Below are 25,395 nucleotides of genomic sequence, written 5' to 3'. Positions count from 1 at the left end.
AAAGTGGTCGAAAAAACCGTCTCCGCCGACACCTCAACCTTCGCGACTTTGCGCAATTTGTGGCCCTATATGTGGCCGGCCGATCGCGCCGACCTCCGGGCACGCGTGACCTGGGCGACGCTGCTGCTGGTCGTCGCCAAGCTGACACTGGTCGCCGGTCCCTATTTCTTCAAATGGGCAACTGATGCGCTGGCGGGCGGCTCCAAAGTACCACCGCCGCTGCCTTCTTTCATGCTTGCCCCGGTGATGCTGGTTATTGCCTACAACGTGCTGAGGCTCGTCCAGCTTGGCTTCAACCAGTTGCGCGATGCGCTGTTTGCCCGCGTTGGCCAGCATGCGGTGCGCCAGCTTGCCTTCCGCACCTTCGTCCACATGCACCAGTTGTCGCTGCGCTTCCACCTGGAGCGTCGCACCGGCGGTCTGTCGCGCATCATCGAGCGCGGCACCAAGGGCATCGAAACGATCGTGCGTTTCATCATGCTGAACACGGCGCCGACCATTCTCGAATTCGCGCTGACGGCCGGCATATTCGGTTTCACCTATGGCTGGAAATATGTGGCCGTGGTGGCGGCCACCGTCTGCCTATATGTCTGGTTCACGGTCAAGGCGAGCGACTGGCGCATCTCGATCCGCCGCGACATGAACGACAGTGACACCGACGCCAACACCAAGGCGATCGACTCGCTGCTCAATTTCGAGACGGTCAAATATTTCACCAACGAGGCCATGGAAGCCGAGCGCTTCGACCGCTCGATGGCGCGCTACGAGATCGCCGCCACCAAGACCTGGACCTCGCTCGGCTGGCTGAACTTCGGCCAGGGCATCATCTTCGGCCTCGGCACTGTCGTCGTCATGTGCATGTCGGCGCTGGAGGTCCAGGCCCACACGCAGACGGTCGGCGACTTCGTCTTCATCAATGCGATGCTGGTGCAGCTTTCGGTGCCGCTCAACTTCATCGGCTTCATCTACCGCGAAATCCGGCAAGGGTTGACCGACATCGAACACATGTTCGACCTGCTCGACGTGCCGCAGGAGATTGTCGACAAACCTGATGCGAAATCCCTGGTCGTCGGCGCCGGCAAGGTCGAGTTCCGCGACGTGCATTTTTCCTATGACCCGAACCGCAAGATCCTGAAAGGCGTCTCGTTCGAGGTGCCGGCCGGCAAGACGGTCGCCATTGTCGGCCCGTCGGGTGCCGGCAAGTCGACCATCTCGCGGCTGCTGTTCCGTTTCTACGACGTGCAGGCCGGGCAGGTGCTGATCGACGGCCAGGACGTCAGGGACGTCACCCAGGACAGTCTGCGCGCGGTGCTCGGCATGGTGCCGCAGGACACGGTGCTGTTCAACGACAGCATCGCCTACAACATCCGCTATGGCCGCGTCGGCGCCAGCGAAGAAGAGGTACGCAAGGCTGCCGAACTCGCCCAGATCGGACCGTTCATCGACAAGCTGCCCGACGGCTACAAGTCGATGGTCGGCGAGCGCGGGCTGAAACTCTCGGGTGGCGAAAAACAGCGCGTGGCGATTGCCCGCACTATCCTAAAGGCGCCGCCGATTCTGATGCTCGACGAAGCCACCTCGGCACTGGACAGCCACACCGAGCAGGAGATCCAGGCCGCGCTCGATCTCGTCAGCAAGGGCCGCACCACCATTGTCATTGCCCACCGTCTGTCGACGGTGATTTCCGCCGACGAGATCATCGTGCTCAAGGACGGCCAGATCGCCGAGCGCGGCACCCATGTCGAGCTGATGCGAAAGCACGGCCTCTACGCCTCGATGTGGGACCGCCAGCGCGAGGCGACCGAGGCTGAAGAGCGCCTGCGCCTCGCTCGCGAGGGCGACGAACTCGGCGTCATCGTTCGCCGGCGGACGTCGGAGGTAAATTGATTTTTGCGCTTGACCTCAACTTAAGTTGAGATTGTACGCCGTTCCTGGAGCCCGAAAACACCATTATCCAGGAACGGAACAATTGAAATGAACGATACAAATCAGAGTGTTAACGGTGGCAGCGTGTTCAGGGTGGACAAGTTCGTCGTCCCGGCTGCCGCCCGCGAGGAGATCCTTGTCAAGGTCAGGACGACGCATGAATTGCTGCGCCAGCAGCAGGGCTTCGTGCAGGATTTCCTGCTCGAGCAATTGTCCGGGCCGGGCGAATTCAACCTGGTGACGATCGTCGAATGGGAAAGCCAGGCGGCCGTCGACAAGGTCGTGCCGATCGTCAAGGCGGCGCAGGAAAGGGTTGCCTTCAACCCGCAGGAAACGCTCGCCCGACTTGGTGTCCGCGCCGACATCGCCAACTATCAGCGGGTTCCCGGGCTCTAATGCATGTCGCCCAAAATTGTGTAGCGGTTTTGGGACGACGACATGCATAAACAATGGAGGCTAAGCGCGTCGATGCGACGCGCTTAGCCCGACCAGCCGACGCCATGTGCCGGCTAGTTTTTCTGTTCTTCGCTCACGAAGAACGTCCCGTCGACATGGCCATTGTAACCGCACGATGGCGGCTCGGGAGTGCCGTCCTTGCCGGTGCCGCTCTGTTCGACGACGAGCGCGTCGCCATTGCGGCGGAAGGTGAAGACAAAGCCGGTCGGCTTGTCATTGTCATCGGTGTCGACCAGCCGCAAACTCTTGCCGGCCTCGACCGTGCCACCGATGTCGCACTCTCCGCCGCCGGTGACAGGGTTGGCGACCACATCTTCCGAAATCTCGAGCTTGCCCGCGCCCGCGGCCTTGACCTCGACCACGCCGCGCACGCTGCTCCATGTGCCGATGAATCCGCCGTCCGCCGGCTTGTGGATGCCGGCGAGGAAGGTCGCGCGGTCGCGCAGGAATTCGCCGAGGTCGAAAGTTTGCTGATCCTTGAGCGTGTTCCCGTTGAAGCCGGCGATCTGGTCGCGATATGCGATGAAATCGCTTTGGTCGTCCCGCAAGGCCTTGCCGGCTCGGGCGTCGAGCGTCTTCAGCAATGCCGCGTAGTTCTTCGCCACGTCGGCGTCGGCTTGCGCCAAAGCAGGGTCGGCGCAGATGGCCTTTTCCGCCACGCTGGCCGCCTTGGCGCAGTCGAAGGATGGCCTGATCTGTGCCCGCGCTTGGCCAGACATTGCGGATACCATGGCCAACACCAGCGCTGGAAGGAGTACGCAGACCGCGAATTTCCGGTTTTTCATCAGGTCTGTTTCCCGCCCTGGTCGGAATTCTGGCTCCAACGGCATGGGCACGCAAGCCGGTCGCGACTTCACGAAACGCGGAGCGTCCTTCTGTCCGGACACGGCCGACCCTTGCCCGTTCGCCCGCGTGGCCGATTGTTGCGTTGCGGCGAAGGGGGCTTTCGGCTATTGAGGCCCCACCTGAAACGGAGCCGTTCATACCCGATGAGCCTTGTCGATACGGTCAAGAACGCGTTCGTACCGATCCATCGCGAAGGCTACCCCTTCATCGCGGCCTTTGGCGCGGCAACGCTTTTCCTTGGCTATTTCTCCTCGATCCTATTCTGGGTCGGCCTCATCCTGACCGCCTGGTGCGTCTATTTCTTCCGCGATCCCGAGCGCGTGACGCCGGTCGACGACAGCTTGGTGGTGAGCCCCGCCGATGGCATCATCTCGGCGGTCGGTCCGGCTGTGCCGCCGCGTGAGCTCGGCCTCGGCAATGTCGAAATGACCCGCATCTCGGTGTTCATGAATGTCTTTTCCTGCCATGTGAACCGCTCGCCCGTGCGCGGCCGCATCGCCAAGATCGAACATCGGCCGGGAAAATTCCTCAATGCCGAACTCGACAAGGCCAGCACCGAGAATGAGCGCAACGGCACTGGTCATCGAGAGCCCCAATGGCACGGTCGCCGCCGTCCAGATCGCCGGCCTGGTGGCGCGCCGCATCGTTTGCTGGGCCGAGGCCGGCGCTTCGATCGGCACCGGCGAGCGCTTCGGCCTCATCCGTTTCGGCTCGCGCGTCGACGTGTTCCTGCCTTTGACCGCCACGCCGCGTGTCGCCGTCGGCCAGACGGCGGTCGGCGGTGAAACGGTACTGGCCGAATTCGGCGGCGTCGCCGGCACCCCCTCGTACGGATTTCCTGAGCGGTGGGCACGCAATACAAAAAGTTCGAGGCCCATGCCAGCGGCGGTCCGCGCATCCGCGAGATCCCGATGCGCATGGTGCTGCCCAATCTGGTTACTGTGCTTGCCATCTGCGCCGGCCTGTCCGGCATCCGTTTTGCCTTCGAGGACCGCTTTGAGACGGCGGTGGTGATGGTACTGCTGGCCGCCTTTCTCGACGGGATCGACGGTCGGCTCGCACGCATGCTGAAGGCGACTTCGAAATTCGGCGCGCAGATGGATTCGCTGGCCGACATCGTCAATTTCGGGGTCGCGCCGGCCTTGGTACTGTATGCCTTCCTGCTCGACCGCGCCGGCTCGCCGGGTTGGATAGCAGCGCTTCTGTTCGCCATCGCCTGCGGGCTCAGGCTTGCCCGCTTCAACGTGCTCGACGACGAGAAGGCCGAGCGTCCGCTGTGGCAGTCGGAATATTTTGTCGGCGTGCCGGCGCCGGCGGGCGCCGTGCTGGTCATGCTGCCGCTCTATCTGTTTTTCCTGCGGCTCGGGCTGGAGCCCAGCCGCCCGGCCGCCTTCGTCGCCACCGGTTTCACCATCCTGGTCGCCTTCCTTCTGGTCAGCCGGCTGCCGGTCTATTCCGGCAAGAGCATCAAGATCCCTGGCGACAGGGTGCTGCCGGTCATCCTGGCCGTGGTGCTCTACGTCCTCCTGCTGATGACCTATCCCTGGTACACGCTGACGGCCTCGGTCGCGGGCTACCTGATCTTCCTGCCGTTCTCGGTGCGCGCCTACTCCAAGCGTGCCAAGCTCGAGGGCGAGAAGGTGCCGCCTTCGGACATAGGTTAGAGAGTTAACCGAAGTCGTTGATCTGACTCAGGCCGCGACGCCGAGCCCTAGCCTGTCGATCGCCAGCTTCCTGGTCGAGACATAGTCGGTCTTGCCGGAACCAAGCACCGGGATTTCCTCCACCTTGACGATGTCGTTGGGCACCATCAATTCGGCGGCTCCGGCTTTTTTGCCGAACTGACGCAGCTCTTCGGGGTTGGCATCGTCGGCGGTGGTGACCAGCACGATGCGCTCGCCGCGCCTCTTGTCGGGCACCGCCACCGCCGCGTGGCGCTCTTCCGGCCACAGCGACTGCACCAGCATCTCGACTGCGCCGAGCGACACCATCTCGCCGGCGATCTTGGCAAAGCGCTTGGCGCGGCCGCGAATGCTGATGAAGCCTTCGCGGTCGACGGCGACGATGTCGCCGGTGTCGTGCCAACCAGTCAGCGGCTGCAGCTCTCCGGGACGGTCCGCGGTCATGTAACCCATCATCAAATTGGGGCCATCGAGCCACAGCTGTCCGGCATCCGAGATGCCCTCGACCGGCTCCAGCTTCATGCGCATCGCCGGCAACAGCCGGCCGACGGTGCCGTCGCGGCCGTGGATGGCGGTGTTGACAGCAACCACGGGTGCGGCCTCGGTCAGCCCAAAACCTTCGATGATCTCGGCCTGGAAGCGCTCGCGATAGACGCGGCGGGTTTCCGGCTTCACCGCCTCGGCGCCGGCAACGACGAAGCGCAGGCTGGAGAAATCGCCATCCTTGGCGGTGCGCGCATAGTTGGCGAGGAAGGTGTCGGTGCCGAACATGATGGTCGGTTTCACCTTGCGCGCGATCTCGGGGATGATCTTGTAGTGCAGCGGCGAGGGGTAGAGGAACAGTTTCACCCCGGTGACCAGCGGCAGGATGGTGCCGCCCGTCAGGCCGAAGGAGTGGAACACCGGCAGCACGTTAAGCAGGATATCGGCCGGCGAGATGGTGATGCGCGCCTCGGCCTGCATGGCGTTGGCGAGCAGGTTCTTTTGCGACAAAACCACCGCTTTCGGCGTGCCTTCCGAACCCGAGGTGAACAGGATCACGCCCGGCTTGGCCGCATCCTGCCGCTGCAGCGGCCAGCGCCATAGCAAGGCGGCGGCAAGCTTGTCCAGCGGGGTGACGCTGGTGCGAATATCTTCCAGCCACAGCAGCCTGGCGCCGCCCTTTTCGACCGCCGCGACGATATCGGCGAGATCGGCCTTCTCGACGAAGGCGCGGGAAGAAATGACGGTGCGGATGACGGCCGTCCGCACGGCGGCCGTGACGCTCGCTGGCCCGGCCGTATAATTGATCATCGCCGCCACCCGTCCCGCCGACAGCAGGCCGACGAGCGACAGCACGACACCATTGGCGTTGGGTAGCATTATCCCCACCGCTTCGCCCGGCGCCGTCACCGCTTCGAAGCGCCTGCCCAGCACGCGCGCACCGATGAACATCTTGCGGTAGCTCAGCGCACCCGAGATGACGTCCTCGATGATCCGATGCGAGGCGCCAACTCTGGCTGCGGCATCGCGCATGGCCAGGAACAGGCCGCGATCGAGGTTGGTGCCGAAAAGTCGTACTTCGGCGATGCGGTCGAACAGCGCATTGGTGTTCGACGCCTGGTCCGGATTCCGCGCCACCAGTTCGGCGACGGTCATCGGTTCCAGCACGCTGACGGACAACTGTGGAAACCAGTGCCGCGGCGCCTTGTCTGCCGTCGTCAACGACACAGGCAGGCTGCGCGCGCCGGCAATGAAGATCGGCACGATGCGGGCGTCGGCCTGCATGGCGATGCGGGTGACGGCGCGAAACAGGCGGAACGTCTTGATGTCGGGTTCGACCGCATCCGGCAGATAGACGGCGAGCCGGCCCTTGCCCTTCAGCACGCGCACCAGCCGGCGGCTGACGAAGAGATGTTCGGCATTGAAGGCAATGCTGCGGCCAAGCTCGCGCCAGGGTTCGAGCCAGGGCGAGCGCGCCGACACCTCGTCGAGGATATGCAGCGTGTCATCCGGCAGCAGCGACAGCATCAGCGCCGGTTCGAAGCGCGACTGGTGCGAGATGACGTAGATGACAGGAGCCTGCGCCTTGCGGGCGATCCCGATGCGGTTGTCGCTGATCCGGTAGGCGAGCTTGAACGGCACATAGAGCAGCGCCTGGGTGAGACGCAGGCCGAGGCGGAATTTCTCGACCACGCCGATCAGCAGCCAGGCCACAACGAGACCCGCAAGCAGCGCCAGTGTCAGGATCATGCCGCGTCTCTCCCAACGTTTTTGTCATCACGGCTCTGCGGCCGCTTCGGAGGCAGAGGGTAGCGGAAGTCGGAGGAAGGTCAATGTGGGAAGAGGCGGTGTTCCTCTCCCGTTGGAGAGAGAAGGAACGAAGCCCTCATGCCGCCTGCAGCCGCCCGCTGATGAATCGGAACTCCTGCGTCTTGCCGCCATAGCCATAGGCGGCCGCCGGCACCTCATGAACGAAGGCATAGCTTTCCTCGTGCACACCGCCCAGCAGGCGGCCGAAGGCATCGAAGAGTGCCTTGAGATAGGCTTCCAGCTCAAGCTTGGTGTTGGTGCCGTCGACCACCTTGATATCCAGCCAGAACGTGTTGGTGCCATGCTCGGCCAGCGACTTGCCGCCGGCGAACCAGTGCTGCGGATCGATATAGGATACGGCAACGGCGGTGATCGTCGGATCCTTGCGCAACTGCGTGGCGGTGATCTCGGTGATTTCCTTGGCAATCCTGGCGGACCAAGCGGCGTCCGGCTTGCCTGTGACGCTGATGTTAATGATGGGCATTTTCTTCTCCTGGGGTTTCTAGCGGCGTCTGATCGCCGGTGGAGAGAGAATGTCATTATCTGAGAGTCAAAAAAATCGAATTGTTTTCAACTGAAGATTCGATAATATCGAATTATGGAAACGCTCGATCCGGATCTACTCATAACCTTCCTCGCTTTCGTCGACAGCGGCTCGCTGGCGCAGGCGGCCTCGAGTGTCGGCCGTTCGCCTTCGGCGGTGACTGCCCAGATGCAGCGGCTGGAGGAGATCGTCGGCGAGCCGCTGCTGGCGCCGCAGGGCCGGGGTCGTGGCCTGACGCCGGCCGGGGAGGATCTCGTTGGCCACGCCGGGCGCATTCTTGCCGTGCACCGCGAGGCGTGGCTGGCGCTGAAGGGCGCGCGGGCTGCCGGGCGTGTCGCCATCGGTACGACGCAGGATTTCGCCGACAGCGGCCTGCCGGACTTGCTGCGTGCCTTCGCCAGCAGCCATCCGCGCGTCAGGATCGAATTGCGGGTCGGCCGCTCCGCGGAACTGGCGCAGGCGCTGCAGGCCGGCAGCCTCGATCTGGCGATCGTCATGCGCCAGACCGCGGCGCCGGACGAGGTCGGCGTCCTGCGCGAGCCGATGATCTGGCTGTGTTCGCAGAAGGGGCTGGCTTCTCGGCAGGCAGAACTGCCGCTGGCGCTGCTCGATCCCTATTGCGGGTTTCGCGAGGCCGCACTCGCAGCGCTCGATGCCACCGGCCGCCGCTATCGCATCGCCGCCGGCAGTGCCAGCCTGGCCGGCCTGCGCACGGCCGTGAACGCCGGCGTTGCGCTGACCCTGCGAACCCCGCGCTTTGCCCATTCCGGCATTGTCGAAGCGCCGCGCGAGCTTGGCCTGCCGCCGGTTCCCACGGCTGAGTTCGCGATCCGGCTGCGCACCGGTGCCGATGCTTCCGCGGGCGATCTGGCGGCACTGCTCAGCGGCAACCTGGCCTTGGCGACCGGTTTGGGCTGAGCGACAAAGAAAAAGCCGACTTTGCGGTCGGGCCTATTGCCAAAGAAAAAGCCGACCTCGCGGTCGGCTTGGGAGTAGGACGGGCCGAGGGGTTTGGGGGGACTTGGGGGGTGGCCCGTCGCACCAATAATGCCTGACCCGGATGATGGTTCCATGACTGTGTCACTTTTTTAAGAAATATTTGACGCCGCCTGCTGCGAGCGGGTCGCCAGCCAGTCGCGGCCGGCATGGGCGAACACCGCGCAGAGCACAATGGCGCCGCCAACGAGGCTTGCTTCTGGCGCAATCTCGCCCAGAAACAGGAAGGCAAACAAGATTGCGAACGGCACTTCAGCCGAGCCGAGTAGTCCGGATTCGGCGGCCGGGATGAGCCGTGCGCCTTCCGTCCACAGGATCGACGACAGCGCGAAGGACGCGCCAAAGGTGACGAGCAGAGCAGCATCCCTTGGCGAAACCGCCAGCGGATCGGTGACGAACCAGCCGAGCACGAACAACAGGAAGGCCGATACCGCGCCAGCCCAGACCACGGGTGTGTCGCGAAAGGCCCGCACCATGATCATGTAGAGAGCGCTGCCGATGGTCATCAGCAGCGCTAGTCCGTCGCCGAACAGATTGCCGGTGCCGAAGCTGGACCAGACCATGATGGCCACGCCGCAGAGCGACACGGCTGCGGCGATCATCGTCTGCATGCGGAAGGGTTCACGCGTCAGAACCCAGGCCAGCAGAGCGGTGAGGAATGGTGCGGTTGCATAGATAACGGTGACGTTGGCAACGAAGGTGAATTTGAACGCCGAGATGAAGGCGATGCTGGCCAGCGCCCCTTCCACCGCCAGCAGCCAGCCGCGCCAGCCCAATCGCAGGCTCCCGAGTCCGCCGGAGCGGCGTCGCCGCGATAACACATAGAGGCTGATCAGGATCGAACCGACAAAACCGCGCCAGCAGATGATGGTCAGCGGATCGGCATGGATCGATTTTGTCAGCACGCCGGTCAAGGCAAAGACGGCTGCCGAGCATGACACGAGAATGATGCCCAGCGTGCGCTCGGCGACGGTGTCGGTGGTGGCTGTCACATCAGTCATGCCGACAGCCTACGCCGTCCAGTCCTGACATCGTAGTGTCAGCAGTGAGCGCCATCCACATCACAGCCGCTTGCGGAAATGCTCGCCGCCCACGATCAGCAGGCCGGCGGCGATGATCAGGGCGGCACCGAGAAACACTTCGCGGCGCGGCACGTCGCCCCAGATCGCAAAGCCGAGCGCGAATGCCCACAACAGCGAGCTGTATTCGAGAGGGGCGAGGATCGATGCCGGCGTGCGCTTCATGCCTTCGAAGAGAAGATATTGCGCTAGCCCCCGAGCGCGGCGACGCTGGCAAGAAGTAGCAATTGTGTCAGATCAGGCGTGTGCCACCACAACAGCGCCGGCACCGCCGAAAACACAAGGAAATAGAAATTGTTGAGGAGGAGCTGGATCATGGAGCGCTCGGCAAGTGCTGTCTTGCGCAGGAGCACGATGGCGATGGCCCACAAAAGCGCGGCCGCCAGCACCAGCAGCACCGGCACGGACAGGCCGAGATGGGTCGGATCGCATGCGACAAAGACGCCGACGAAGCCGATCAGAACCGCCAGCCAGCGCAGCATCGGCACCTTCTCGCCGAGCAGGAACACCGAAAGCACGGTGACGATGATCGGGGCCGCGTAATAGACGGTGGTCAGTTCGGCAAGCTGCAGGCTGCGGGCGGCGTTGTAGTAGCAAAGCCAGGCAGCAAGCGTGAAAGCGCTTCGCACCAGCATTGGCCGCACGATCGACGAACGCACCGTGTCGGCAAACAGCGCCCGCCCGCCGATCGCCGCGCAGGCGCCGAGAGGATGCCGGCGAGAACCCTTTCGCGTGTTTCGAAAATGGCGACATCGGCCATAGGCACGGACCAAAGTTGCAGAAAGCGGCAGAGATGCTGCGAGGCGGCGCAAGGGGCTTGGAAGGTCAGGCGCTCACCAAAGCTATACGGTCGAAAGTTGGTCCAGCGCTACGCCAGCCCTGAGCTTGCATTGGGGCAGGGATTGCGAGCTTGCTTCTAGGACACGATCGGCACTTATATGTGCCGAAGCCACGCTACGCGCTGGCCATAAATGCGAAAAGAGGCAACGGAAATGGACGCCACCGAACTTAAAGCCATGCAGGCGCCGCTGAAGCAGGCCTATCGCGACGATGCCGCGCAGGCGCTGATCACGCTGAAGGCGCGGGGTTCGATCGACGACCAGTCGGTGGCCTGCAAAGTGGAGACGGGCAGGGCGATCGCCATCGCCGGCCTGCATCCGGCAACCGGCGGCTCCGGGCTCGAGCTCTGCTCCGGCGACATGCTGCTGGAAGCCCTGGTGGCGTGCGCCGGGGTGACGCTGAAGGCAGTGGCGACGGCGCTCGAGTTCAAGCTCGGCGCTGCCACTGTGGAAGCCGAAGGCGATCTCGATTTTCGCGGCACGCTCGGTGTCGCCAAGGATGCGCCGGTCGGTTTTCGCGCCATCCGGCTCAATTTCGCTCTCGACACCGATGAACCGCAGGAGCGCATCGATTCGCTGCTCAAGCTGACCGAGCGCTATTGCGTGGTGTTCCAGACCATCAACCAAAAACCGGAATTGACGGTGAGCGCCGGGCGCTAAAGCAATTCCAGGAAAAGTGTGAACGGTTTTCCGTCCGGAATTGCGTCATAACAGCTCTGAAATCACAAGGCCCGCAGCCGGTGGCTGCGGGCCTTGTTGCATCCGATGCTTACTGCGCCGCCGGCTCTTCGGCATCGCCTTCGTCGGTAAAGGGCGAGGCGCTCGGTACGCACTGCACCGACCAGCCGGGCGGTGTCGGCTGCTTCTGATATTCGGTGATGGCGGCGGTGCACTGTTCGCGCTTGTCGAAAGTGCTGGGCAGCACCACCATGCCGCCCTGCGGGCCGGCGATTACCAGATACCAGACCAACGCTGCGGTCGTAGCCATGGGGATGTCCTTGTTCTGCCCAGCTCGGGCGCTCGTTGTTGTGGGAGTTCTATACGATCCTACCAACTCTATGGAAACGACGAAAGCATGACAGAAGCGCAGCCTTTCCCCCTCTGATCACAGCCGCGTGATCGCCCGGCGGATCTTGCAGCCAGGGTTTTACAGCCGACGCGGCTCAGTCGGTTGCAAAACAATAGAACAGCCCGTCGCCGCCGGTGCCTTTCAACGCCTCCTGGCTGCAGCCGCCGCGCGACGCGTGCGAGGAATTCCACGACTTCGCCGCCGCCGAATCGTCAAGGCCGGTGCGGTCGTGATGCCCCATCATCGCCGCCCCTTCGGCGCCGCTCATCGTCCAGTCGCCGCAGGTCTGGTCGGCGATCCTGGTGCCGTCGGGTTTCGACCCGGTCAGCATGTCGTGCCGGTTCGGCTTGTCGCCGCGCCCATTGACTGCTTCGCCCTTTTCGTTCAGCGCCGTCTGCTTGGTGATGCCGTTGGCGTCGCTGTGCAGCGAGGCGACATCGTCGGCGATCTTCTCGCCCTTGGCGTTGAACCACGGACCCTTGCCGATGCGATCGCGCGCATCCTCGGCACTGGTCGAGAGATAGGCATGCCAGCTCTTGCCGGTGACGCCGGCGGCTTCGGCCAGCGAAGCGCAATGCGCGTCGGCACCCTTCAGTCCGCCGAGATCGGCACCCTTGCCGGAGCCGGCGCTGGTGATGAAGAAACTCATCTTGGCATCTTGCGAGAGGGCGGTGCCGGCGGTGGCGGCCAGGGTGGCCGTGATGGCGGCGGCAACGAGAAGAAGTCTACGCATGTCGGTCCTCCGGTTTCGAATGTCCCACATTCGAAGAAACGTAGCTGGAGGCCCTTTTAATCCCTGACATAGGTCACCCAAATGCGGGCAACGGTTCCGGGAGCCGTCAAAACCAAGGTGTAAGTTTATTCCGGCTGCCGGTAGGCGACGAAGCGGTTGTGCTTGGCCTGGAAGATCAGCCCGGTCTCTTTCAACTCGGGGCTGGCCAACGGCACGATGCGCTTGGCGATCTCCGAGGGGTGCGGCAGCGTCTCCGGATCCTCGCCAGGCACGGCCTGGGCTCGCATGGCGGTACGGGTGGCGCCGGGGTCGGCGGCATTGACGCGCAGCGGCAGGCTTTGCGTCTCATGCGCCCAGGAGCGCATCATGGTTTCGACCGCAGCCTTCGATGCCGCGTAAGGCGCCCAGAAGGCGCGCGCTGAGTGTGCCGCGTTGGAGGACAGGATGATGGCCCGGCCGGCATCCGAAAGCCGCAGCAGCGGGTCGACCGAGCGGATCAGCCGCCAGGTCGAAGTGACGTTGATGGTCATCACCTTCTCGAACGTCTTGGCCTCGACATGGCCGATCGGCGAGATGACGCCAAGCACGCCGGCATTGGCAACGAGAATGTCGAGCTTGCCCCAGCGCTCATGGATGGCGCCCCCCAGCCGGTCGATGCCGGCCATGTCGGCGAGATCGAGTGGCACCAATGTCGCCTGGCCACCTGCCGCCTTGATCTGGTCGTCGAGTTCTTCCAAGCCGCCGACCGTGCGCGCAACCGCGATGACATGCGCACCGGCGGCCGCCAATTCCCTGGCGATGAAATAGCCGATGCCGCGCGAGGCGCCGGTGACGACCGCGACGCGGCCGGTAAGGTCGAGGGTCATGCGAGAATTTCCGTAAGGTGGTCTAGAGCAATTCCGGGAAAAGTGTGAAGCGGTTTTCCCACAGGAATTGTGTCAAAACAAAGTCTAGCTCACGCCCCGTTGTTCGCCAGCAGCGACAGCGTGCGCACATTGTCGTGGCCTTCGAAGTCGAGCAGGCGGGTCGGGTACTGGCCGGTGAAGCAGGCGTCGCAGAATTGCGGCTGCTCGTCATTGCGACTGGCCTCGCCGACGGCGCGGTAGAGCCCGTTGATCGACAGGAAGCCGAGCGAATCGACACGGATGAACTCGGCCATCTCTTCCACCGACATGCGTGATGCCAGAAGCTTCGACTTCTCCGGCGTATCGACACCATAGAAGCAGGAGGCGCTGGTCGGCGGCGAGGCTATGCGCATGTGCACTTCCTTGGCGCCGGCATCACGCACCATCTGCACGATTTTCTGGCTGGTGGTGCCGCGCACGATCGAATCGTCGACCAGAACCACGCGCTTGCCTTCGATCATCCGCCGGTTGGCATTATGCTTCAGCTTGACGCCCATATGGCGGATCGAATCGCCAGGCTGGATGAAGGTACGGCCGACATAGTGGTTGCGGATGATGCCGAGCTCGAAGGGAATGCCCGCGGCCTGCGAGAAACCGATCGCCGCCGGCGTGCCCGAATCCGGCACCGGCACGACGATGTCGGCTTCGACCGGGTTTTCCTGCGCCAGCTCGGCGCCGATGCGCTTGCGCACTTCGTAGACATTGCGGCCTTCGACCGAGGAATCCGGCCGGGCGAAATAAACATATTCGAAGATGCAGAAGCGGGTCTTCTGCGGCTCGAACGGGAACAGGCTTTCAATGCCCTTGGAGGTGACGACGACCATCTCGCCGGGCTTGAGGTCGCGCACGAAACGCGCGCCGATAATGTCGAGCGCGCAGGTTTCCGAGGCCAGGATCCAGGCGCCGTCGAGATCGCCCAGCACCAGCGGCCGGATGCCCAGCGGATCGCGGCAGCCGATCATCTTCTTGGCCGTCATCGCAACCAGCGAGAAGGCGCCTTCGACCTGCCGCACCGCGTCGATGAAGCGCGAGTTGAGATCGCGCTCCTTGCTGGTCGCGACGAGATGTAGAAGCGTCTCGGTGTCGGAGGTGGAGGAGAAGATCGCGCCCTGCTTCTGCAACGCACGCTGCACCGTCATGGCGTTGGTCAGATTGCCATTGTGGGCGACGGCAAAGCCACCATCGGCGAGTTCGGCGAAGAAAGGCTGGATGTTGCGCATGCCGGCGCCGCCGGTCGTGGCGTAGCGCGTATGGCCGATGGCGCGGTTGCCTTGCAGGCTGTCGATGACGCGCTGCTTGGTGAAGGTGTCGCCGATCAGGCCGACATGGCGTTCGACATGGAACTGGGTGCCATCGTAGGAAACGATGCCGGCCGCTTCCTGGCCGCGATGCTGCAAGGCGTGCAGGCCGAGTGTGACGATAGCCGCTGCGTCCTGCCGGCCGAAAATGCCGAACACACCGCATTCGTCATGGAAATGGTCGTCGGCCTCGGCGGAAAGCACGTCGTCTGCGTCTGCCATCTTAAGCTCCGCTAAAATCGCCATATAGTGCGGGTTCGCGTCGAAAGCAACGCGCGCCGTGCAATCGTTCACACTATCGTTAGCCCTGATGCCCGCTTTCGCGCGTCAGTTCGCTGGTGCGGCCGGCGCTGGTTTGGCCGTGTTGTCCGCAGGCGCGGCGTCATTGTCGTCTGGAGCCGGTGCGTTGGCATCGTCTCCGCCGGCTGGCGCATCCGCCGCCGGTGCGTCAGGCGCTGCGGGCGTCTCGGCCGCCGGCTGATTCGGATTGAGCTTCTTGAGGATGGCGTTTTCCGGATCCTCGGGCAGCAGGCTTTCGAGCTTGGCGCCGATCTGTTCCAGCAGCGGCCGCGACTTGGCGTCCGTCACCCAGGCGGGGGCCTTGGCGCCGGCCAGCCAGTTGAAGAACAGCAGCGCGACAGCGACGACCAGGATGCCGCGCGCGGCGCCGTAGAGGAAACCGAGCGTGCGGTCGAGCGCGCCGATCCGCGAATCGATGATCCAGTCGGCGAGCTTCATGGTGATGACCGAAACAACAATCAGCGCGATGACGAAGACGACGCCGGCGGAAGCCGCCATCGCGATCTTCTCATTGTCGATATAGGGCTTCAGGTAGGGCAGGACCGGCTTGTAGAAGAAGAAAGCCGCCGCCGCTGCCGCCGCCCACGAGACGACCGACAGGACCTCGCGCGAGAAGCCGCGAACCATGGCGAGCATCGCCGAGACCAGGGTGAAGCCGACCAGGATTCCGTCAAGCAGCGTAATCGGCATGTTTTTAGCCCCACTCCGATCTGTTTTTCACGGCTCGACGAGCCGCGTCATTCTTCATCGTCGACGCGGCTGCGCCGTGAGCCGGCTATGCGCGCCACGAGGTCGGCAAGCTCGGTGGGCTGGAAAGCGCCGGCCCCGATCCCTCCAGCAAGTTCCTCGCTGCCCAAGGGCAGAACCGCGCTACCAAAACCCAGCTTTTCGGCTTCCTTGAGGCGCTGCTGCGCATGCGCAACCGGCCTCACCGCGCCCGAAAGGCTGATTTCGCCGAAATAGACGCAATCGGCGGGAAGGGCAAGACCGGTCAGCGAGGAAACCAATGCGGCCGCTACCGCCAGATCGGCCGCCGGCTCGCTGATGCGGTAGCCGCCAGCGACGTTGAGATAGACGTCATGGCTGCCGAAGCGCACGCCGCAATGCGCCTCCAGCACCGCCAGGATCATCGACAGCCGGGCGCCGTCCCAGCCGACCACCGCCCGGCGCGGCGTGCCGAGCGAGGACGGCGCGACCAGCGCCTGGATCTCGACCAGAACCGGCCTCGTGCCTTCCATGCCGGCGAAAACGGCCGCACCGGGCGATTTCGCATGCCGCTCGCCGAGGAACAGCTCGGAGGGATTGGCGACCTCGCGCAAGCCCTTGTCCGACATTTCGAAAACGCCGATCTCGTCGGTCGGTCCAAAACGGTTCTTCACCGTGCGCAGGATACGGTAGTGATGGCCGCCTTCGCCCTCGAAGTAGAGCACGGCATCGACCATGTGCTCGACGACGCGCGGACCGGCGATCTGGCCTTCCTTGGTGACATGGCCGACCAGCACGATCGCCGCACCCGTGGATTTCGCATAGCGGATCATCGCCTGGGCAGCGGCGCGCACCTGGGTAACGGTGCCCGGCGCCGAATCGGCAAGGTCGGTCCACAGCGTCTGGATCGAATCGAGAATGACCAGATCCGGCCGCTTGCCATCGGCGATCGTGGCAAGAATGTCTTCGACATTGGTCTCGGCTGCCAGTTCCACCGGCGTGTCGGCGACGCCGAGCCGCTGCGCTCTCAGCCTGATCTGGGCGACGGCTTCTTCGCCGGAGACGTAGACGATGCGGTGGCCTCTCGAGGCAAGAGCCGCCGCTGCCTGGGTGAGCAGCGTCGACTTGCCGATGCCGGGATCGCCGCCGACCAGCAGCGCCGAGCCGCGCACGAAGCCGCCGCCGGTGGCGCGGTCAAGCTCGCCGATGCCCGAGATGATGCGCGGCGCATCCTCGATATCGCCGGAAAGCGTGGTCAGTACGACCGCACGGCCCTTGCGGGCGTTGCGCGTATTGGCTGGCCCCGAGCCGATGCCGCCGGACGTGCCTTCCTCGACCAGCGTGTTCCACTCGCCGCAGGCATCGCACTTGCCGGCCCAGCGCTGATGCACCGAGCCGCAATTCTGGCAGATGAACTGGACGCGCGATTTGGCCATCAGGCGGCTGCGGATTGGAACGGAGCGGGACGGTTGGTCAAAAAGCTACTCAAACCTCTCCGCAATATGATGCTCTTCCGCCAGATCGGAGAAGCGGGTGAATTCGCCGTGGAAGGCCAGCGTCACCGAGCCCGTCGGGCCGTGGCGCTGCTTGGCGACGATGACCTCGGCCTTGCCGCGCATCTCGTTCATCTCGTTTTCCCACTTGACGTATTCTTCCGTGCCAAGCTTCGGCTCGCGGTTCTTGAGATAATACTCCTCACGATAGACGAACATGACAACGTCGGCGTCCTGCTCGATCGAACCGGATTCACGCAAGTCGGAGAGCTGCGGGCGTTTGTCCTCGCGGCTTTCGACCTGACGCGACAGCTGCGACAGCGCGATGATCGGCACCGCCAGCTCCTTGGCCAGCGCCTTCAGGCCGGTGGTGATCTCGGTGATTTCCTGCACGCGGTTCTGCGAAGATTTGGCGGATGAGCCCTGCATCAGCTGGATATAGTCGATGACGATCAGGTCGAGGCCGCGCTGGCGCTTCAGGCGTCGCGCGCGGGCAGACAGCTGCGCAATGGAAATACCACCAGTCTGGTCGATGAACAGCGGGATTTTCTGCATGGTCTGCGAACAGGCGACCAGCTTTTCGAAGTCCATTTCGGTGATTTCGCCACGACGAATCTTGGACGACGAAATTTCCGTCTGTTCGGAAATGATACGGGTGGCGAGCTGCTCCGACGACATTTCGAGCGAGAAGAAGCCGACGACACCACCATTGGCCGCCTTGAACGAGCCATCGGCCTGCTGCGCCGGCTCATACATCTCGGCAATGTTGAAGGCGATGTTGGTGGCGAGCGATGTCTTGCCCATGCCTGGACGGCCGGCGATGATGATCAGATCGGACGACTGCAGGCCGCCCATGCGGCGGTCGAGATCGCGCATGCCGGTGGCAAGGCCCGACAGGTGCCCGTCGCGCATATAGGCGGCGTTGGCCATGTCGACCGCGGTCTTGACCGCGTCGGTGAAGCTCTCGAAACCGCCATCGTAGCGTCCGGTTTCGGCGAGTTCGAACAGCCGGCGCTCGGCGTCCTCGATCTGCTCGGAAGGCGACATGTCGACCGGCGCGTCATAGGCGATGTTGACCATGTCCTCGCCGACAGTGATCAGCGCGCGTCGCGTCGCCAGATCATAGATGGCGCGGCCATAGTCGGTGGCGTTGACGACGGTGACGGCTTCGACCGCCAGCCGCACGATATATTGCGCCACCGTCATGTCGCCGACCTTTTCGTCGGCCGGCAGGAAGGTCTTCAGTGTGATCGGCGTCGCTACCTTGCCCATGCGGATGAGCTCGGCCGCGATTTCGAAGATCTTGCGATGCAGGGGTTCGTAGAAATGGCTGGGCTTGAGGAAGTCGGAGACACGATAGAAGGCATCGTTGTTGACGAGGATCGCGCCGAGCAGCGCCTGCTCGGCCTCGATGTTGTTCGGCGCCTCACGATAAAGCGGTTGCTGCTCCGCCACGCCGAATTTTCGCGCTGCCTCTGCCATGATGTCCCCGATTTCGATCCCGGCCTTTCGATATCAGAACCAGACGAAACCGTGCTGACCTTTCTGCATCACCGCACGACCAAACAACCATGATGCCCGTTGTTCACAGGGACGCCCGAGCCGTCCACAGGACAGTGTTCCTGTGTCCCGATTCCGGTTGACTCGGCAAGCGGTGATTCTTACGCGCAGCATTGGAACGAAGCAAGAACAATCCGCTCACGCGCTGTCTGGTTCCAGCCTGTCGCCCCAGTCCAGCCGTCGGGCCAGCTTGAAGTCCGCGCCGTCACGCTTGGTGAACAATTGCTCCGTGGCCGTGCCGTCCTCCCGGCAAAGTTTCAGCAGAACCTTGCCGGAGCCGGATTTTGGTGGCGCGATGACCCGCGCGGCATGGGAGGTCGCCGGCTGGCGCGAAGCGGCGACAAAAATGAATTTCTCGTCTTCCCAAGGCACCTCCGCGTCCTTGGCCAGCCGGTGCAGGCGCGAGCGGGCGACGCGGCGGGAGAAGTGGCACCAGTCGGGTGGATTGAGCGGGCAGGGCGCCTCATGCGGACAAGGTGCCAGCAGATGCGCGCCGGCCGCGACCAGTTGCGCGCGCACCGCCAGGATCCGCTGCCAGCCCGCCGGCGTGCCCGGCTCGATGATCAGCAAAGTGTCTGTCGTCAACTGCCATAGCCGGTCGATCATCTTGGGCAGCGATGCCGGCACGATCTCGTCCAGCACATAGGCGCAGGTGACGAGGTCCGCCGGCTGAAGGGCGGCAAGGTCTGTTGTGACGTCGCCGGCCTGCCAGACCGTTCGGGCTGCGATGACATTGGCGGCAAGCGTCTCGCCGACCTTGCGCACTGCCGCACTCGCTTCCAGCAAAACGGCCTGTTCGAGATCAGGCCAGAGTTCGCTGGTGGCCCAAAGCACCGTACCAGGACCGGCACCGACATCGAGCAGGGTTTTCGGCATGAAATCCGGCCGGGCTGCGTTCAGCGTGTCGAGGCTTGCGCGGACTGAGGCATAGGTCGCCGGCAGCCGCGTCGCCAGATAGGCTCTGACAGCCATGTCCTGCGCCATGTGCAGGCGGCCGTCGCGCAATTCGGCGCGGTAGCGGTCGGAGAGTGTCTTCGCCGCCTGCTTCAGTTCCGGCAGCGGGACTCTTTCCAGGATACGATCGACAGCTTGTCGAAGAGAGGGCGGCAGTTCCACGCTAGGCTCCTCGCGGTGCGAGCAGGATGATCGAGGCACCGGCTATGCAGAGCGCCGCACCGCCAAGGTCCCAGCGGTCGGGCCGCACGCCTTCCACCAGCCAGAGCCAGGCCAGCGAGGCGACGATGTAGATGCCGCCATAGGCTGCATAAGCGCGACCGGCCGCGTTGGTGTCGACCAGCGCCAGAAGCCAGGCGAACGCAAGCAGCGAGACGAAGCCCGGGGCCAGCCACAGCGGCGATCGTTCCAGCCGCCACCAGGCCCATACCGAAAAACAGCCGGCGATCTCGGCCAAGGCCGCGGCGGCATAGAGGAGATAGGTCATGAAAAGGGCCTCGCGACGATCACGAGGCCTTTTTCGGGGCAGGGGCCGGGAATGGCAAGCGCCAATGGCGAACGGCGTTTCTACTCCGCCACCTTGCGGCGCCGGGCGGGCTTGGCGGGCTTCTCGACGGGAGCCGCTTCGCGGCGGCCCATGTCGCGCAATTCCAGCGCCTTTTCGCATTTGGCCATATAGTCGCGGGTCATCGGCAGCGTGTCGTTCTTCTTGGCGATCTGGAACTGGAAGATGACCAGATCCTGCCAGCGGAAGGCGGCTTCCGAAGCGGCCAGATAGAATTCCCACATGCGGCAGAAGCGTTCGTCGTAGATGGCCTTCGCCTTGTCGCGGTTGGCGGCGAAGCGCTGGCTCCAGTGCTTCAGCGTGTCGGCATAGTGGAGCCGCAGGATCTCGACGTCCGTGACCACCAGGCCGGACTTCTCGATCGCCGGCAACACCTCCGACATGGCCGGTATGTAGCCGCCCGGGAAAATATACTTGCGGATGAAGGCGCTGGTCGCCCACGGCACACCTGAGCGGCCGATCGTGTGCAGGAGCATGACGCCATCGGGCTTCAGCAATGTTGCCGCCTTGTCGAAGAAGGTCCTGAAGTGGTTCACGCCGACATGTTCGAACATGCCGACCGAAACGATGCGGTCGAAGCGTTCGTTGAGTTCGCGATAATCCTTCAGCTCGAAATGGACGTGGTTTTCCAGGCCTTGCGCATGCGCCCGGTCGGTGGCGACGCCATGCTGTTCGGTCGACAGCGTTACGCCTTGCACGTCGACGTCGAACGCCTTGGCGAGATAGAGGCCAAGCCCGCCCCAGCCGGAGCCGATGTCGAGCACGGTCTGGCCGGGCTTCAACCTGAGCTTGGCGGCGATATGGCGCTTCTTGGCGGCCTGTGCCTCGTCCAGCGTCATGTCCGGCTGCTCGAAATAGGCGCAGGAATACTGCATGTCCTCATCGAGGAAGAGCCGGTAGAGCTCGCCCGACAGATCGTAGTGGCGCTGTACGTTGCGGCGTGAGCGCGAAGTGGTGTTGATCTGCTGCAGGCGGCGGAATGCGTGGCGCAGGCCCTCGATAGCCTTCGACCAGGTCGCGTCGATGCCCCCGCTGCCCATGTTCTGGAAGGCGATGCGCATCAGGCCGAGCACGCCGCCTTCGAGAATGTCGAGTTCGCCGTCCATGTAGGATTCAGGCACCGCCAGCATTGGATCGAAGGTGATGGCGCGTTCGGCGTGTCGGGTCTTGATGTGCAGGTGTACTGGCTCGCCGCTGCCGTCGCCGAAGACGAAGGTCGCGCCTTTGGGACCGGTTACCTTGAGATTGCCTGTGCGCACCAGGCGGTCGAGAACGCGCTTCAGCAGAATGTTCATAACCAAATGTCCCCTCACGGTCAGACTGGCTGCCTTAATTCTGCAACAATATATAGGGGTTCGCAAAGTTCCATTTGGCACAAAAATGCCCGGGCGAGAGGCCCGGGCATTGGTCCAGAAAGGCTGGATGACGACAAAGTGATCGGAGCGCTGCTCCCTCGCTTGTCGTACGCGATCAGGCGTTGTCTTCGCCGCCCTCGAACTCGGTGTTCGGGTCGAAGAAGTTCTCCGGCCGCGCATTGTCGTTGATGTCGTCGCCATAGATGGCTTCGGCGGTGGTCAGCGTCTCGCCCTTGGCCTGGCGCTCGGCTTCGTCGGCCGTGCGGGCGATGTTGAGGCTGATGGTGACCTCGACTTCCGGATGCAGCGCGATCGCCACATTGGTGACACCGATGGTCTTGATCGGCTGGTTGAGCAGGATCTGGTTGCGGTTGACCGAGAAACCTTCGGCCGTCAGCAGGTCGGCGATGTCACGGGTCGACACCGAGCCGTAGAGCTGACCGGTTTCGCCGGCCGAACGCACGGCGATGAAGCTCTTGCCGTCGAGCTTTTCAGAGACCTGGGTGGCTTCCGACTTGCGCTCGAGGTTGCGGGCTTCGAGTTGGGCGCGCTGGCCCTCGAACTTCTTCTTGTTGGCTTCGTTGGCGCGCAGCGCCTTGCCCTGCGGCAACAGGAAGTTGCGAGCAAAGCCGTCCTTGACCTTGACGGTATCACCCATCTGGCCGAGGCGGGAAACGCGTTCGAGAAGAATCACTTGCATGGTCTTGTTCCTTCGTCTGGGCACCGATCGCGGGATCGGCGCCGAATTGAATGGAACAGGTCAGGAAGCTCGGGCGCCTTGGCGCCGGTGTCGCTGTCCTGCCTGTCGCGGCAGTTAGAGGCTTTTCACCTCAACTCGGGATTTGACGGTTAACCCTGCGGCGCCCGTCGCCGTGGGAGAAGGGAGCAGGCGGCGAACCGCCTGCTTCGGAAGTCTTAGCGGACCACGTAGGGCAGCAGGCCGAGGAAGCGGGCGCGCTTGATCGCCTTGGCGAGTTCACGCTGCTTCTTCTGGCTGACGGCGGTGATGCGCGATGGCACGATCTTGCCGCGCTCGGAAATGTAGCGCTGCAGCAGACGCACGTCCTTGTAGTCGATCTTGGGCGCGTTGGCGCCGGAGAACGGACAGGTCTTGCGGCGACGATGGAACGGGCGCCGGGTCGGGATCTGGTTGATGTCGACCATTATTCTGCACCCCCTTCAAAGCCTTCGCGCGGACGGCGCGGACCACGATCAGCACCGGCGTCGCCACCGAAGCTGCGCGGCGGACGATCGCCACGGTCGCCGCGATCACGGTCGCCGAACGAACGCGGGCCACGATCGCCACGGTCGCGGTCGCCGAAGCTGCCGCGCTCGGAGCGCTCTTCGCGCTTCTGCATCATGGCCGAAGGACCTTCCTCATGCGCCTCGACCTTGATGGTCAGGAAACGCAGGACGTCCTCGGACAGACCCATCTGGCGCTCCATTTCGTTGAGCGCTGCCGGCGGGCAGTTGAGGTCCATGAGCGTGTAGTATGCCTTCCGGTTCTTGTTGACCCGGTAGGTGAGGGACTTCAGTCCCCAGTTCTCAACCCGGCCAACGGACCCGCCATTCGCGGAGATGACACCCTTGTACTGTTCGACAAGAGCATCGACCTGCTGCTGCGAGAGGTCCTGCCGGGCAAGAAACACATGTTCGTAAAGAGCCATTATGTCTTCGTGCCTTTCTTCGTTTCTCTCCCGGTTCCCGGCGGCTAAAGCCTCTGCAACTTCTCTGACCCGCAAACCCTTAAAGGGTACGGGGAAGAAAGGAGCATTTCGAGACGGTCGAGAGCGGAGACACGGGAGGCGGAAACACTTCTGGCTTCACACGAAGGCTTTTGATAAAACCTACGGCCCTCCGTTCAGCCCCCAGCAAGGACCGGCAGATTGCGGGCGTCTATACAGCAATCCGCTGATAAGGCAAGGGCAAGGGGCGTGCCCGATGTCGCAGGGGGCCCTGAAAAGCAAGCGGCAGCGTCAGAAGGCTGTGATTTCCCGACAACCGGCCCTTAACCACAATGTCAGGTTGTGCAGGGTTGCGCCCTTGCCGTCAACGGTCGATTCATCATGGAAGGCGCAAAAGCCCGGGCAACCCGCGCAGATCAAGCGGTGAGCATTTCCGGGGGTAAGGATGCTTCTCAACAGATTCTGGCGCTCGAAGAACGGCAATTTCGCGCTTCTGATGGGGCTCGGCCTGCCGGCCATCCTGTCGGCTGTGGCCTTCGCGGTCGACGTGTCCACCATCATGCGAGCCAAGAGCAACCTGCAGAATGCGCTCGACTCCGCAAATCTTGCCTCCTCGCATCTCGGCGATCTCGACATCACCCGCCCCGACGCGTTCAACCGCTATTTTCAGGCCAACATCGCCGGCAATAGTGAACTCGCCAACGCGCAGGCAACGCTGACCGTCGACAAAGGCGTCAACTACATCAAGACGAAAGCTGTCGCCTCGGCGGACGTCAATTTGAACTTCGCCTTTCTGTTCGGCCAGAACAAGCACATCGTCGTCGATGCCTCGGCCGTCGAATCGAACAATCAGCTCGAAGTCGTGCTGGTGCTGGACAATACCGGCTCCATGGCCGGCGCCCGCATGACGGCGTTGAGAACGGCGACGAAGTCACTGCTGGACACGCTCGAAGCGACAAAATCGCCGACGCGCCAGGTGCGTGCCTCGCTGGTTCCCTTTGTCACGGCGGTCAATGTCGATGGAGACGGGTTCGACCCGTCGTGGATCGACATGGACGGCAAGTCCTCGACCAACGGCATCAATTTCCCCGTCATCGACGGCAAGCGGCCGAACCATATGGCGCTGTTCAAGCAATTGGGGCTGAAGGGCGGATGGAAAGACACCGGATGGAAAGGCTGCGTCGAGGCTCGCCCCGGCACCTACAACATTTCTGATACGCCGCCGGATGCGAACAAACCCGACACGCTGTTCGTGCCTTACTTCGCTCCCGACGATCCAGAGCCTGCCACCAAGCCGTCAGGTTCCTACGGCAACTCGGCGACCGGCTACAACAATTCGTACCTCGACGACACCATCGACAAGGTCAAACTCGCCGAGCCGGGCGTCAATATACTGGGCATCGACCTTAGCGGCCTGCTTGGCAGTGTGGTCAACGCACTGTTGGGCGCGGACCTGGAAAAGATCGCCAAATATGTCGCGTCGACGAACAAGATCGTCACCGAGACCGGCAGCGCGATCACCGTTGGTCCCAACCGCTCCTGCCCGACCCCCGTCGTTCCCCTGACCGACGATTTCGACAAATTGCGCAAGGCGGCGAGCCAGATGACGGAGTGGAACGGTTCCGGCACCAACGTCTCGGAGGGTCTGTCGTGGGGCATGCGGGTGCTGTCACCCGGCGCGCCCTATACCGACGGGGTGCCATTCAAGACGCCAGGCGTCAGCAAGATCGTCATGCTGCTTACCGATGGCGAGAATGTCGTCTATGGCGCCAGCAATCAGCCGACCAAGTCCGACTATACGTCCTATGGCTATCTGGCGGGTGGCCGCTTCGGCTCAGACAACCAGACGACGGCGGCGCGCAATGTCGACGGCTGGACCAAGAGCGTCTGCACGCAGTTGAAGAACGAGGGCGTGCAAATCTACACGATGGTGCTGCAGTCGGATACCGCCGCCAACCGCACGCTCTACAGCGCCTGCGCTTCCGACCCGAGCGGCTATTATGCCGTCAACGATCCAGCAAAACTGCCGAACGTTTTCCAGCAAATCGCCAACAAGTTCTCGAAGCTGCAATTGACGAATTGAGCGCTCAATCTCAAGAGGCCGCTACACCTG

At 63.3% G+C, this 25,395-nt stretch carries 25 protein-coding genes and 1 pseudogene; 7 read left to right on the top strand and 19 right to left on the bottom strand.

Annotation, left to right across the window (positions count from 1 at the left end):
* Positions 1-3: 3 nt before the first annotated feature.
* Positions 4-1,887, top strand: coding sequence for an ABCB family ABC transporter ATP-binding protein/permease (locus AC56QX_RS28020; RefSeq protein WP_497111707.1), 1,884 nt, complete (start codon positions 4-6; stop codon positions 1,885-1,887).
* Positions 1,888-1,974: 87 nt separating this feature from the next.
* The gene (locus tag AC56QX_RS28015) at positions 1,975-2,322 is read left to right on the top strand and encodes an antibiotic biosynthesis monooxygenase (protein ID WP_497111706.1); all 348 of its coding nucleotides are present in this window, start codon (positions 1,975-1,977) and stop codon (positions 2,320-2,322) included.
* A gap of 113 nt (positions 2,323-2,435) precedes the next feature.
* On the opposite strand, the gene AC56QX_RS28010 is transcribed toward AC56QX_RS28015, so the two are convergent.
* Complete coding sequence (locus AC56QX_RS28010) at positions 2,436-3,101, bottom strand: lysozyme inhibitor LprI family protein (RefSeq protein WP_497111704.1); 666 nt, start codon at positions 3,099-3,101, stop codon at positions 2,436-2,438.
* A gap of 270 nt (positions 3,102-3,371) precedes the next feature.
* Here AC56QX_RS28010 and AC56QX_RS28005 point away from each other — a divergent pair.
* Positions 3,372-4,053 (top strand): annotated as a pseudogene (locus AC56QX_RS28005) (phosphatidylserine decarboxylase); the annotation flags it as partial.
* Between the two features lie 20 nt (positions 4,054-4,073).
* Complete coding sequence (locus tag AC56QX_RS28000) at positions 4,074-4,892, top strand: CDP-alcohol phosphatidyltransferase family protein (RefSeq protein WP_497111702.1); 819 nt, start codon at positions 4,074-4,076, stop codon at positions 4,890-4,892.
* A gap of 27 nt (positions 4,893-4,919) precedes the next feature.
* Here the strand turns inward: AC56QX_RS28000 and AC56QX_RS27995 are convergent, their stop codons facing one another.
* Together AC56QX_RS27995 and AC56QX_RS27990 are read right to left on the bottom strand one after the other, a co-directional pair.
* Positions 4,920-7,142 (bottom strand): AMP-binding protein, encoded by a 2,223-nt coding sequence (locus AC56QX_RS27995; protein WP_497111701.1) that lies wholly within the window; start codon positions 7,140-7,142, stop codon positions 4,920-4,922.
* A 136-nt stretch (positions 7,143-7,278) separates the two neighbouring features.
* Complete coding sequence (locus AC56QX_RS27990; protein ID WP_497111700.1) at positions 7,279-7,686, bottom strand: tautomerase family protein; 408 nt, start codon at positions 7,684-7,686, stop codon at positions 7,279-7,281.
* Positions 7,687-7,800: 114 nt separating this feature from the next.
* On the opposite strand from AC56QX_RS27990, the gene AC56QX_RS27985 reads away from it, so the two are divergent.
* Positions 7,801-8,664, top strand: coding sequence for a LysR substrate-binding domain-containing protein (locus AC56QX_RS27985; RefSeq protein ID WP_497111698.1), 864 nt, complete (start codon positions 7,801-7,803; stop codon positions 8,662-8,664).
* Between the two features lie 170 nt (positions 8,665-8,834).
* Here AC56QX_RS27985 and AC56QX_RS27980 read toward each other — a convergent pair whose 3' ends face one another.
* Genes AC56QX_RS27980 through AC56QX_RS27970 form a run of 3 tightly spaced genes read right to left on the bottom strand, consistent with a single transcriptional unit; the run spans position 8,835 to position 10,456 of the window.
* Positions 8,835-9,743, bottom strand: a complete 909-nt coding sequence (locus tag AC56QX_RS27980) for a DMT family transporter (protein ID WP_497111697.1) — start codon at positions 9,741-9,743, stop codon at positions 8,835-8,837.
* A 60-nt stretch (positions 9,744-9,803) separates the two neighbouring features.
* Entirely contained in the window at positions 9,804-9,986 is a 183-nt protein-coding gene (locus AC56QX_RS27975; protein ID WP_497111696.1) for a hypothetical protein, read from the bottom strand.
* Positions 9,987-10,009: 23 nt separating this feature from the next.
* On the bottom strand, positions 10,010-10,456 hold the full coding sequence (locus AC56QX_RS27970; protein ID WP_497111695.1) for an EamA family transporter: 447 nt from the start codon (positions 10,454-10,456) through the stop codon (positions 10,010-10,012).
* 357 nt (positions 10,457-10,813) lie between these two features.
* Between AC56QX_RS27970 and AC56QX_RS27965 the strand changes: the two genes are divergently transcribed.
* Positions 10,814-11,320, top strand: a complete 507-nt coding sequence (locus AC56QX_RS27965) for an OsmC family protein (RefSeq protein ID WP_497111694.1) — start codon at positions 10,814-10,816, stop codon at positions 11,318-11,320.
* A 109-nt stretch (positions 11,321-11,429) separates the two neighbouring features.
* On the opposite strand, the gene AC56QX_RS27960 is transcribed toward AC56QX_RS27965, so the two are convergent.
* The 13 genes from AC56QX_RS27960 to rpsF form a co-directional block, all read right to left on the bottom strand.
* Positions 11,430-11,648, bottom strand: coding sequence for a hypothetical protein (locus AC56QX_RS27960; protein ID WP_096456416.1), 219 nt, complete (start codon positions 11,646-11,648; stop codon positions 11,430-11,432).
* 175 nt (positions 11,649-11,823) lie between these two features.
* On the bottom strand, positions 11,824-12,462 hold the full coding sequence (locus AC56QX_RS27955) for a hypothetical protein (protein WP_497111692.1): 639 nt from the start codon (positions 12,460-12,462) through the stop codon (positions 11,824-11,826).
* A 125-nt stretch (positions 12,463-12,587) separates the two neighbouring features.
* Positions 12,588-13,328, bottom strand: coding sequence for an SDR family NAD(P)-dependent oxidoreductase (locus tag AC56QX_RS27950; protein ID WP_010915156.1), 741 nt, complete (start codon positions 13,326-13,328; stop codon positions 12,588-12,590).
* A gap of 89 nt (positions 13,329-13,417) precedes the next feature.
* Complete coding sequence (purF, locus tag AC56QX_RS27945; RefSeq protein WP_477446517.1) at positions 13,418-14,887, bottom strand: amidophosphoribosyltransferase; 1,470 nt, start codon at positions 14,885-14,887, stop codon at positions 13,418-13,420.
* A gap of 105 nt (positions 14,888-14,992) precedes the next feature.
* Positions 14,993-15,655: a CvpA family protein gene (locus AC56QX_RS27940; protein ID WP_477446515.1), complete on the bottom strand. Its 663-nt coding sequence runs from the start codon at positions 15,653-15,655 to the stop codon at positions 14,993-14,995.
* A 47-nt stretch (positions 15,656-15,702) separates the two neighbouring features.
* Positions 15,703-17,106, bottom strand: coding sequence for a DNA repair protein RadA (radA, locus tag AC56QX_RS27935; protein ID WP_027045350.1), 1,404 nt, complete (start codon positions 17,104-17,106; stop codon positions 15,703-15,705).
* A 45-nt stretch (positions 17,107-17,151) separates the two neighbouring features.
* Complete coding sequence (locus tag AC56QX_RS27930) at positions 17,152-18,645, bottom strand: replicative DNA helicase (protein ID WP_497111690.1); 1,494 nt, start codon at positions 18,643-18,645, stop codon at positions 17,152-17,154.
* Positions 18,646-18,861: 216 nt separating this feature from the next.
* Positions 18,862-19,839 (bottom strand): small ribosomal subunit Rsm22 family protein, encoded by a 978-nt coding sequence (locus AC56QX_RS27925; protein WP_497111689.1) that lies wholly within the window; start codon positions 19,837-19,839, stop codon positions 18,862-18,864.
* A 1-nt stretch (position 19,840) separates the two neighbouring features.
* Complete coding sequence (locus AC56QX_RS27920) at positions 19,841-20,164, bottom strand: YnfA family protein (RefSeq protein WP_027045353.1); 324 nt, start codon at positions 20,162-20,164, stop codon at positions 19,841-19,843.
* 80 nt (positions 20,165-20,244) lie between these two features.
* Positions 20,245-21,537: a cyclopropane fatty acid synthase gene (locus AC56QX_RS27915; RefSeq protein WP_497111688.1), complete on the bottom strand. Its 1,293-nt coding sequence runs from the start codon at positions 21,535-21,537 to the stop codon at positions 20,245-20,247.
* Between the two features lie 175 nt (positions 21,538-21,712).
* Positions 21,713-22,297: a 50S ribosomal protein L9 gene (gene rplI, locus AC56QX_RS27910; protein WP_027045355.1), complete on the bottom strand. Its 585-nt coding sequence runs from the start codon at positions 22,295-22,297 to the stop codon at positions 21,713-21,715.
* 215 nt (positions 22,298-22,512) lie between these two features.
* Positions 22,513-22,761, bottom strand: coding sequence for a 30S ribosomal protein S18 (rpsR, locus tag AC56QX_RS27905; protein ID WP_006203718.1), 249 nt, complete (start codon positions 22,759-22,761; stop codon positions 22,513-22,515).
* Positions 22,761-23,264, bottom strand: coding sequence for a 30S ribosomal protein S6 (rpsF, locus tag AC56QX_RS27900; RefSeq protein WP_027045356.1), 504 nt, complete (start codon positions 23,262-23,264; stop codon positions 22,761-22,763). The genes rpsR and rpsF overlap by 1 nt, the downstream gene beginning before the upstream one ends.
* Positions 23,265-23,727: 463 nt before the next feature.
* Between rpsF and AC56QX_RS27895 the strand changes: the two genes are divergently transcribed.
* Positions 23,728-25,365, top strand: a complete 1,638-nt coding sequence (locus AC56QX_RS27895) for a pilus assembly protein (RefSeq protein WP_497111685.1) — start codon at positions 23,728-23,730, stop codon at positions 25,363-25,365.
* Positions 25,366-25,395: the final 30 nt, after the last annotated feature.

This window comes from Mesorhizobium sp. RCAM 06353, assembly GCF_059683585.1.
The sequence above is the reverse complement of the archived record's forward strand: the minus strand, read 5'-3'. Positions and strand labels throughout refer to the sequence as shown.

Coding starts and splice junctions, on each gene's coding strand:
- AC56QX_RS28015 (WP_497111706.1), top strand. CDS start 1,975: ATGAACGATACAAATCAGAGTGTTAACGGTGGCAGCGTGTTCAGGGTG.
- AC56QX_RS28010 (WP_497111704.1), bottom strand. CDS start 3,101: ATGTCTGGCCAAGCGCGGGCACAGATCAGGCCATCCTTCGACTGCGCC.
- AC56QX_RS27995 (WP_497111701.1), bottom strand. CDS start 7,142: ATGATCCTGACACTGGCGCTGCTTGCGGGTCTCGTTGTGGCCTGGCTG.
- AC56QX_RS27990 (WP_497111700.1), bottom strand. CDS start 7,686: ATGCCCATCATTAACATCAGCGTCACAGGCAAGCCGGACGCCGCTTGG.
- AC56QX_RS27985 (WP_497111698.1), top strand. CDS start 7,801: ATGGAAACGCTCGATCCGGATCTACTCATAACCTTCCTCGCTTTCGTC.
- AC56QX_RS27980 (WP_497111697.1), bottom strand. CDS start 9,743: ATGACTGATGTGACAGCCACCACCGACACCGTCGCCGAGCGCACGCTG.
- AC56QX_RS27975 (WP_497111696.1), bottom strand. CDS start 9,986: ATGAAGCGCACGCCGGCATCGATCCTCGCCCCTCTCGAATACAGCTCG.
- AC56QX_RS27970 (WP_497111695.1), bottom strand. CDS start 10,456: ATGCTGGTGCGAAGCGCTTTCACGCTTGCTGCCTGGCTTTGCTACTAC.
- AC56QX_RS27965 (WP_497111694.1), top strand. CDS start 10,814: ATGGACGCCACCGAACTTAAAGCCATGCAGGCGCCGCTGAAGCAGGCC.
- AC56QX_RS27960 (WP_096456416.1), bottom strand. CDS start 11,648: ATGGCTACGACCGCAGCGTTGGTCTGGTATCTGGTAATCGCCGGCCCG.
- AC56QX_RS27955 (WP_497111692.1), bottom strand. CDS start 12,462: ATGCGTAGACTTCTTCTCGTTGCCGCCGCCATCACGGCCACCCTGGCC.
- AC56QX_RS27950 (WP_010915156.1), bottom strand. CDS start 13,328: ATGACCCTCGACCTTACCGGCCGCGTCGCGGTCGTCACCGGCGCCTCG.
- purF (WP_477446517.1), bottom strand. CDS start 14,887: ATGGCAGACGCAGACGACGTGCTTTCCGCCGAGGCCGACGACCATTTC.
- AC56QX_RS27940 (WP_477446515.1), bottom strand. CDS start 15,655: ATGCCGATTACGCTGCTTGACGGAATCCTGGTCGGCTTCACCCTGGTC.
- radA (WP_027045350.1), bottom strand. CDS start 17,106: ATGGCCAAATCGCGCGTCCAGTTCATCTGCCAGAATTGCGGCTCGGTG.
- AC56QX_RS27930 (WP_497111690.1), bottom strand. CDS start 18,645: ATGGCAGAGGCAGCGCGAAAATTCGGCGTGGCGGAGCAGCAACCGCTT.
- AC56QX_RS27920 (WP_027045353.1), bottom strand. CDS start 20,164: ATGACCTATCTCCTCTATGCCGCCGCGGCCTTGGCCGAGATCGCCGGC.
- AC56QX_RS27915 (WP_497111688.1), bottom strand. CDS start 21,537: ATGAACATTCTGCTGAAGCGCGTTCTCGACCGCCTGGTGCGCACAGGC.
- rplI (WP_027045355.1), bottom strand. CDS start 22,297: ATGCAAGTGATTCTTCTCGAACGCGTTTCCCGCCTCGGCCAGATGGGT.
- rpsR (WP_006203718.1), bottom strand. CDS start 22,761: ATGGTCGACATCAACCAGATCCCGACCCGGCGCCCGTTCCATCGTCGC.
- rpsF (WP_027045356.1), bottom strand. CDS start 23,264: ATGGCTCTTTACGAACATGTGTTTCTTGCCCGGCAGGACCTCTCGCAG.
- AC56QX_RS27895 (WP_497111685.1), top strand. CDS start 23,728: ATGCTTCTCAACAGATTCTGGCGCTCGAAGAACGGCAATTTCGCGCTT.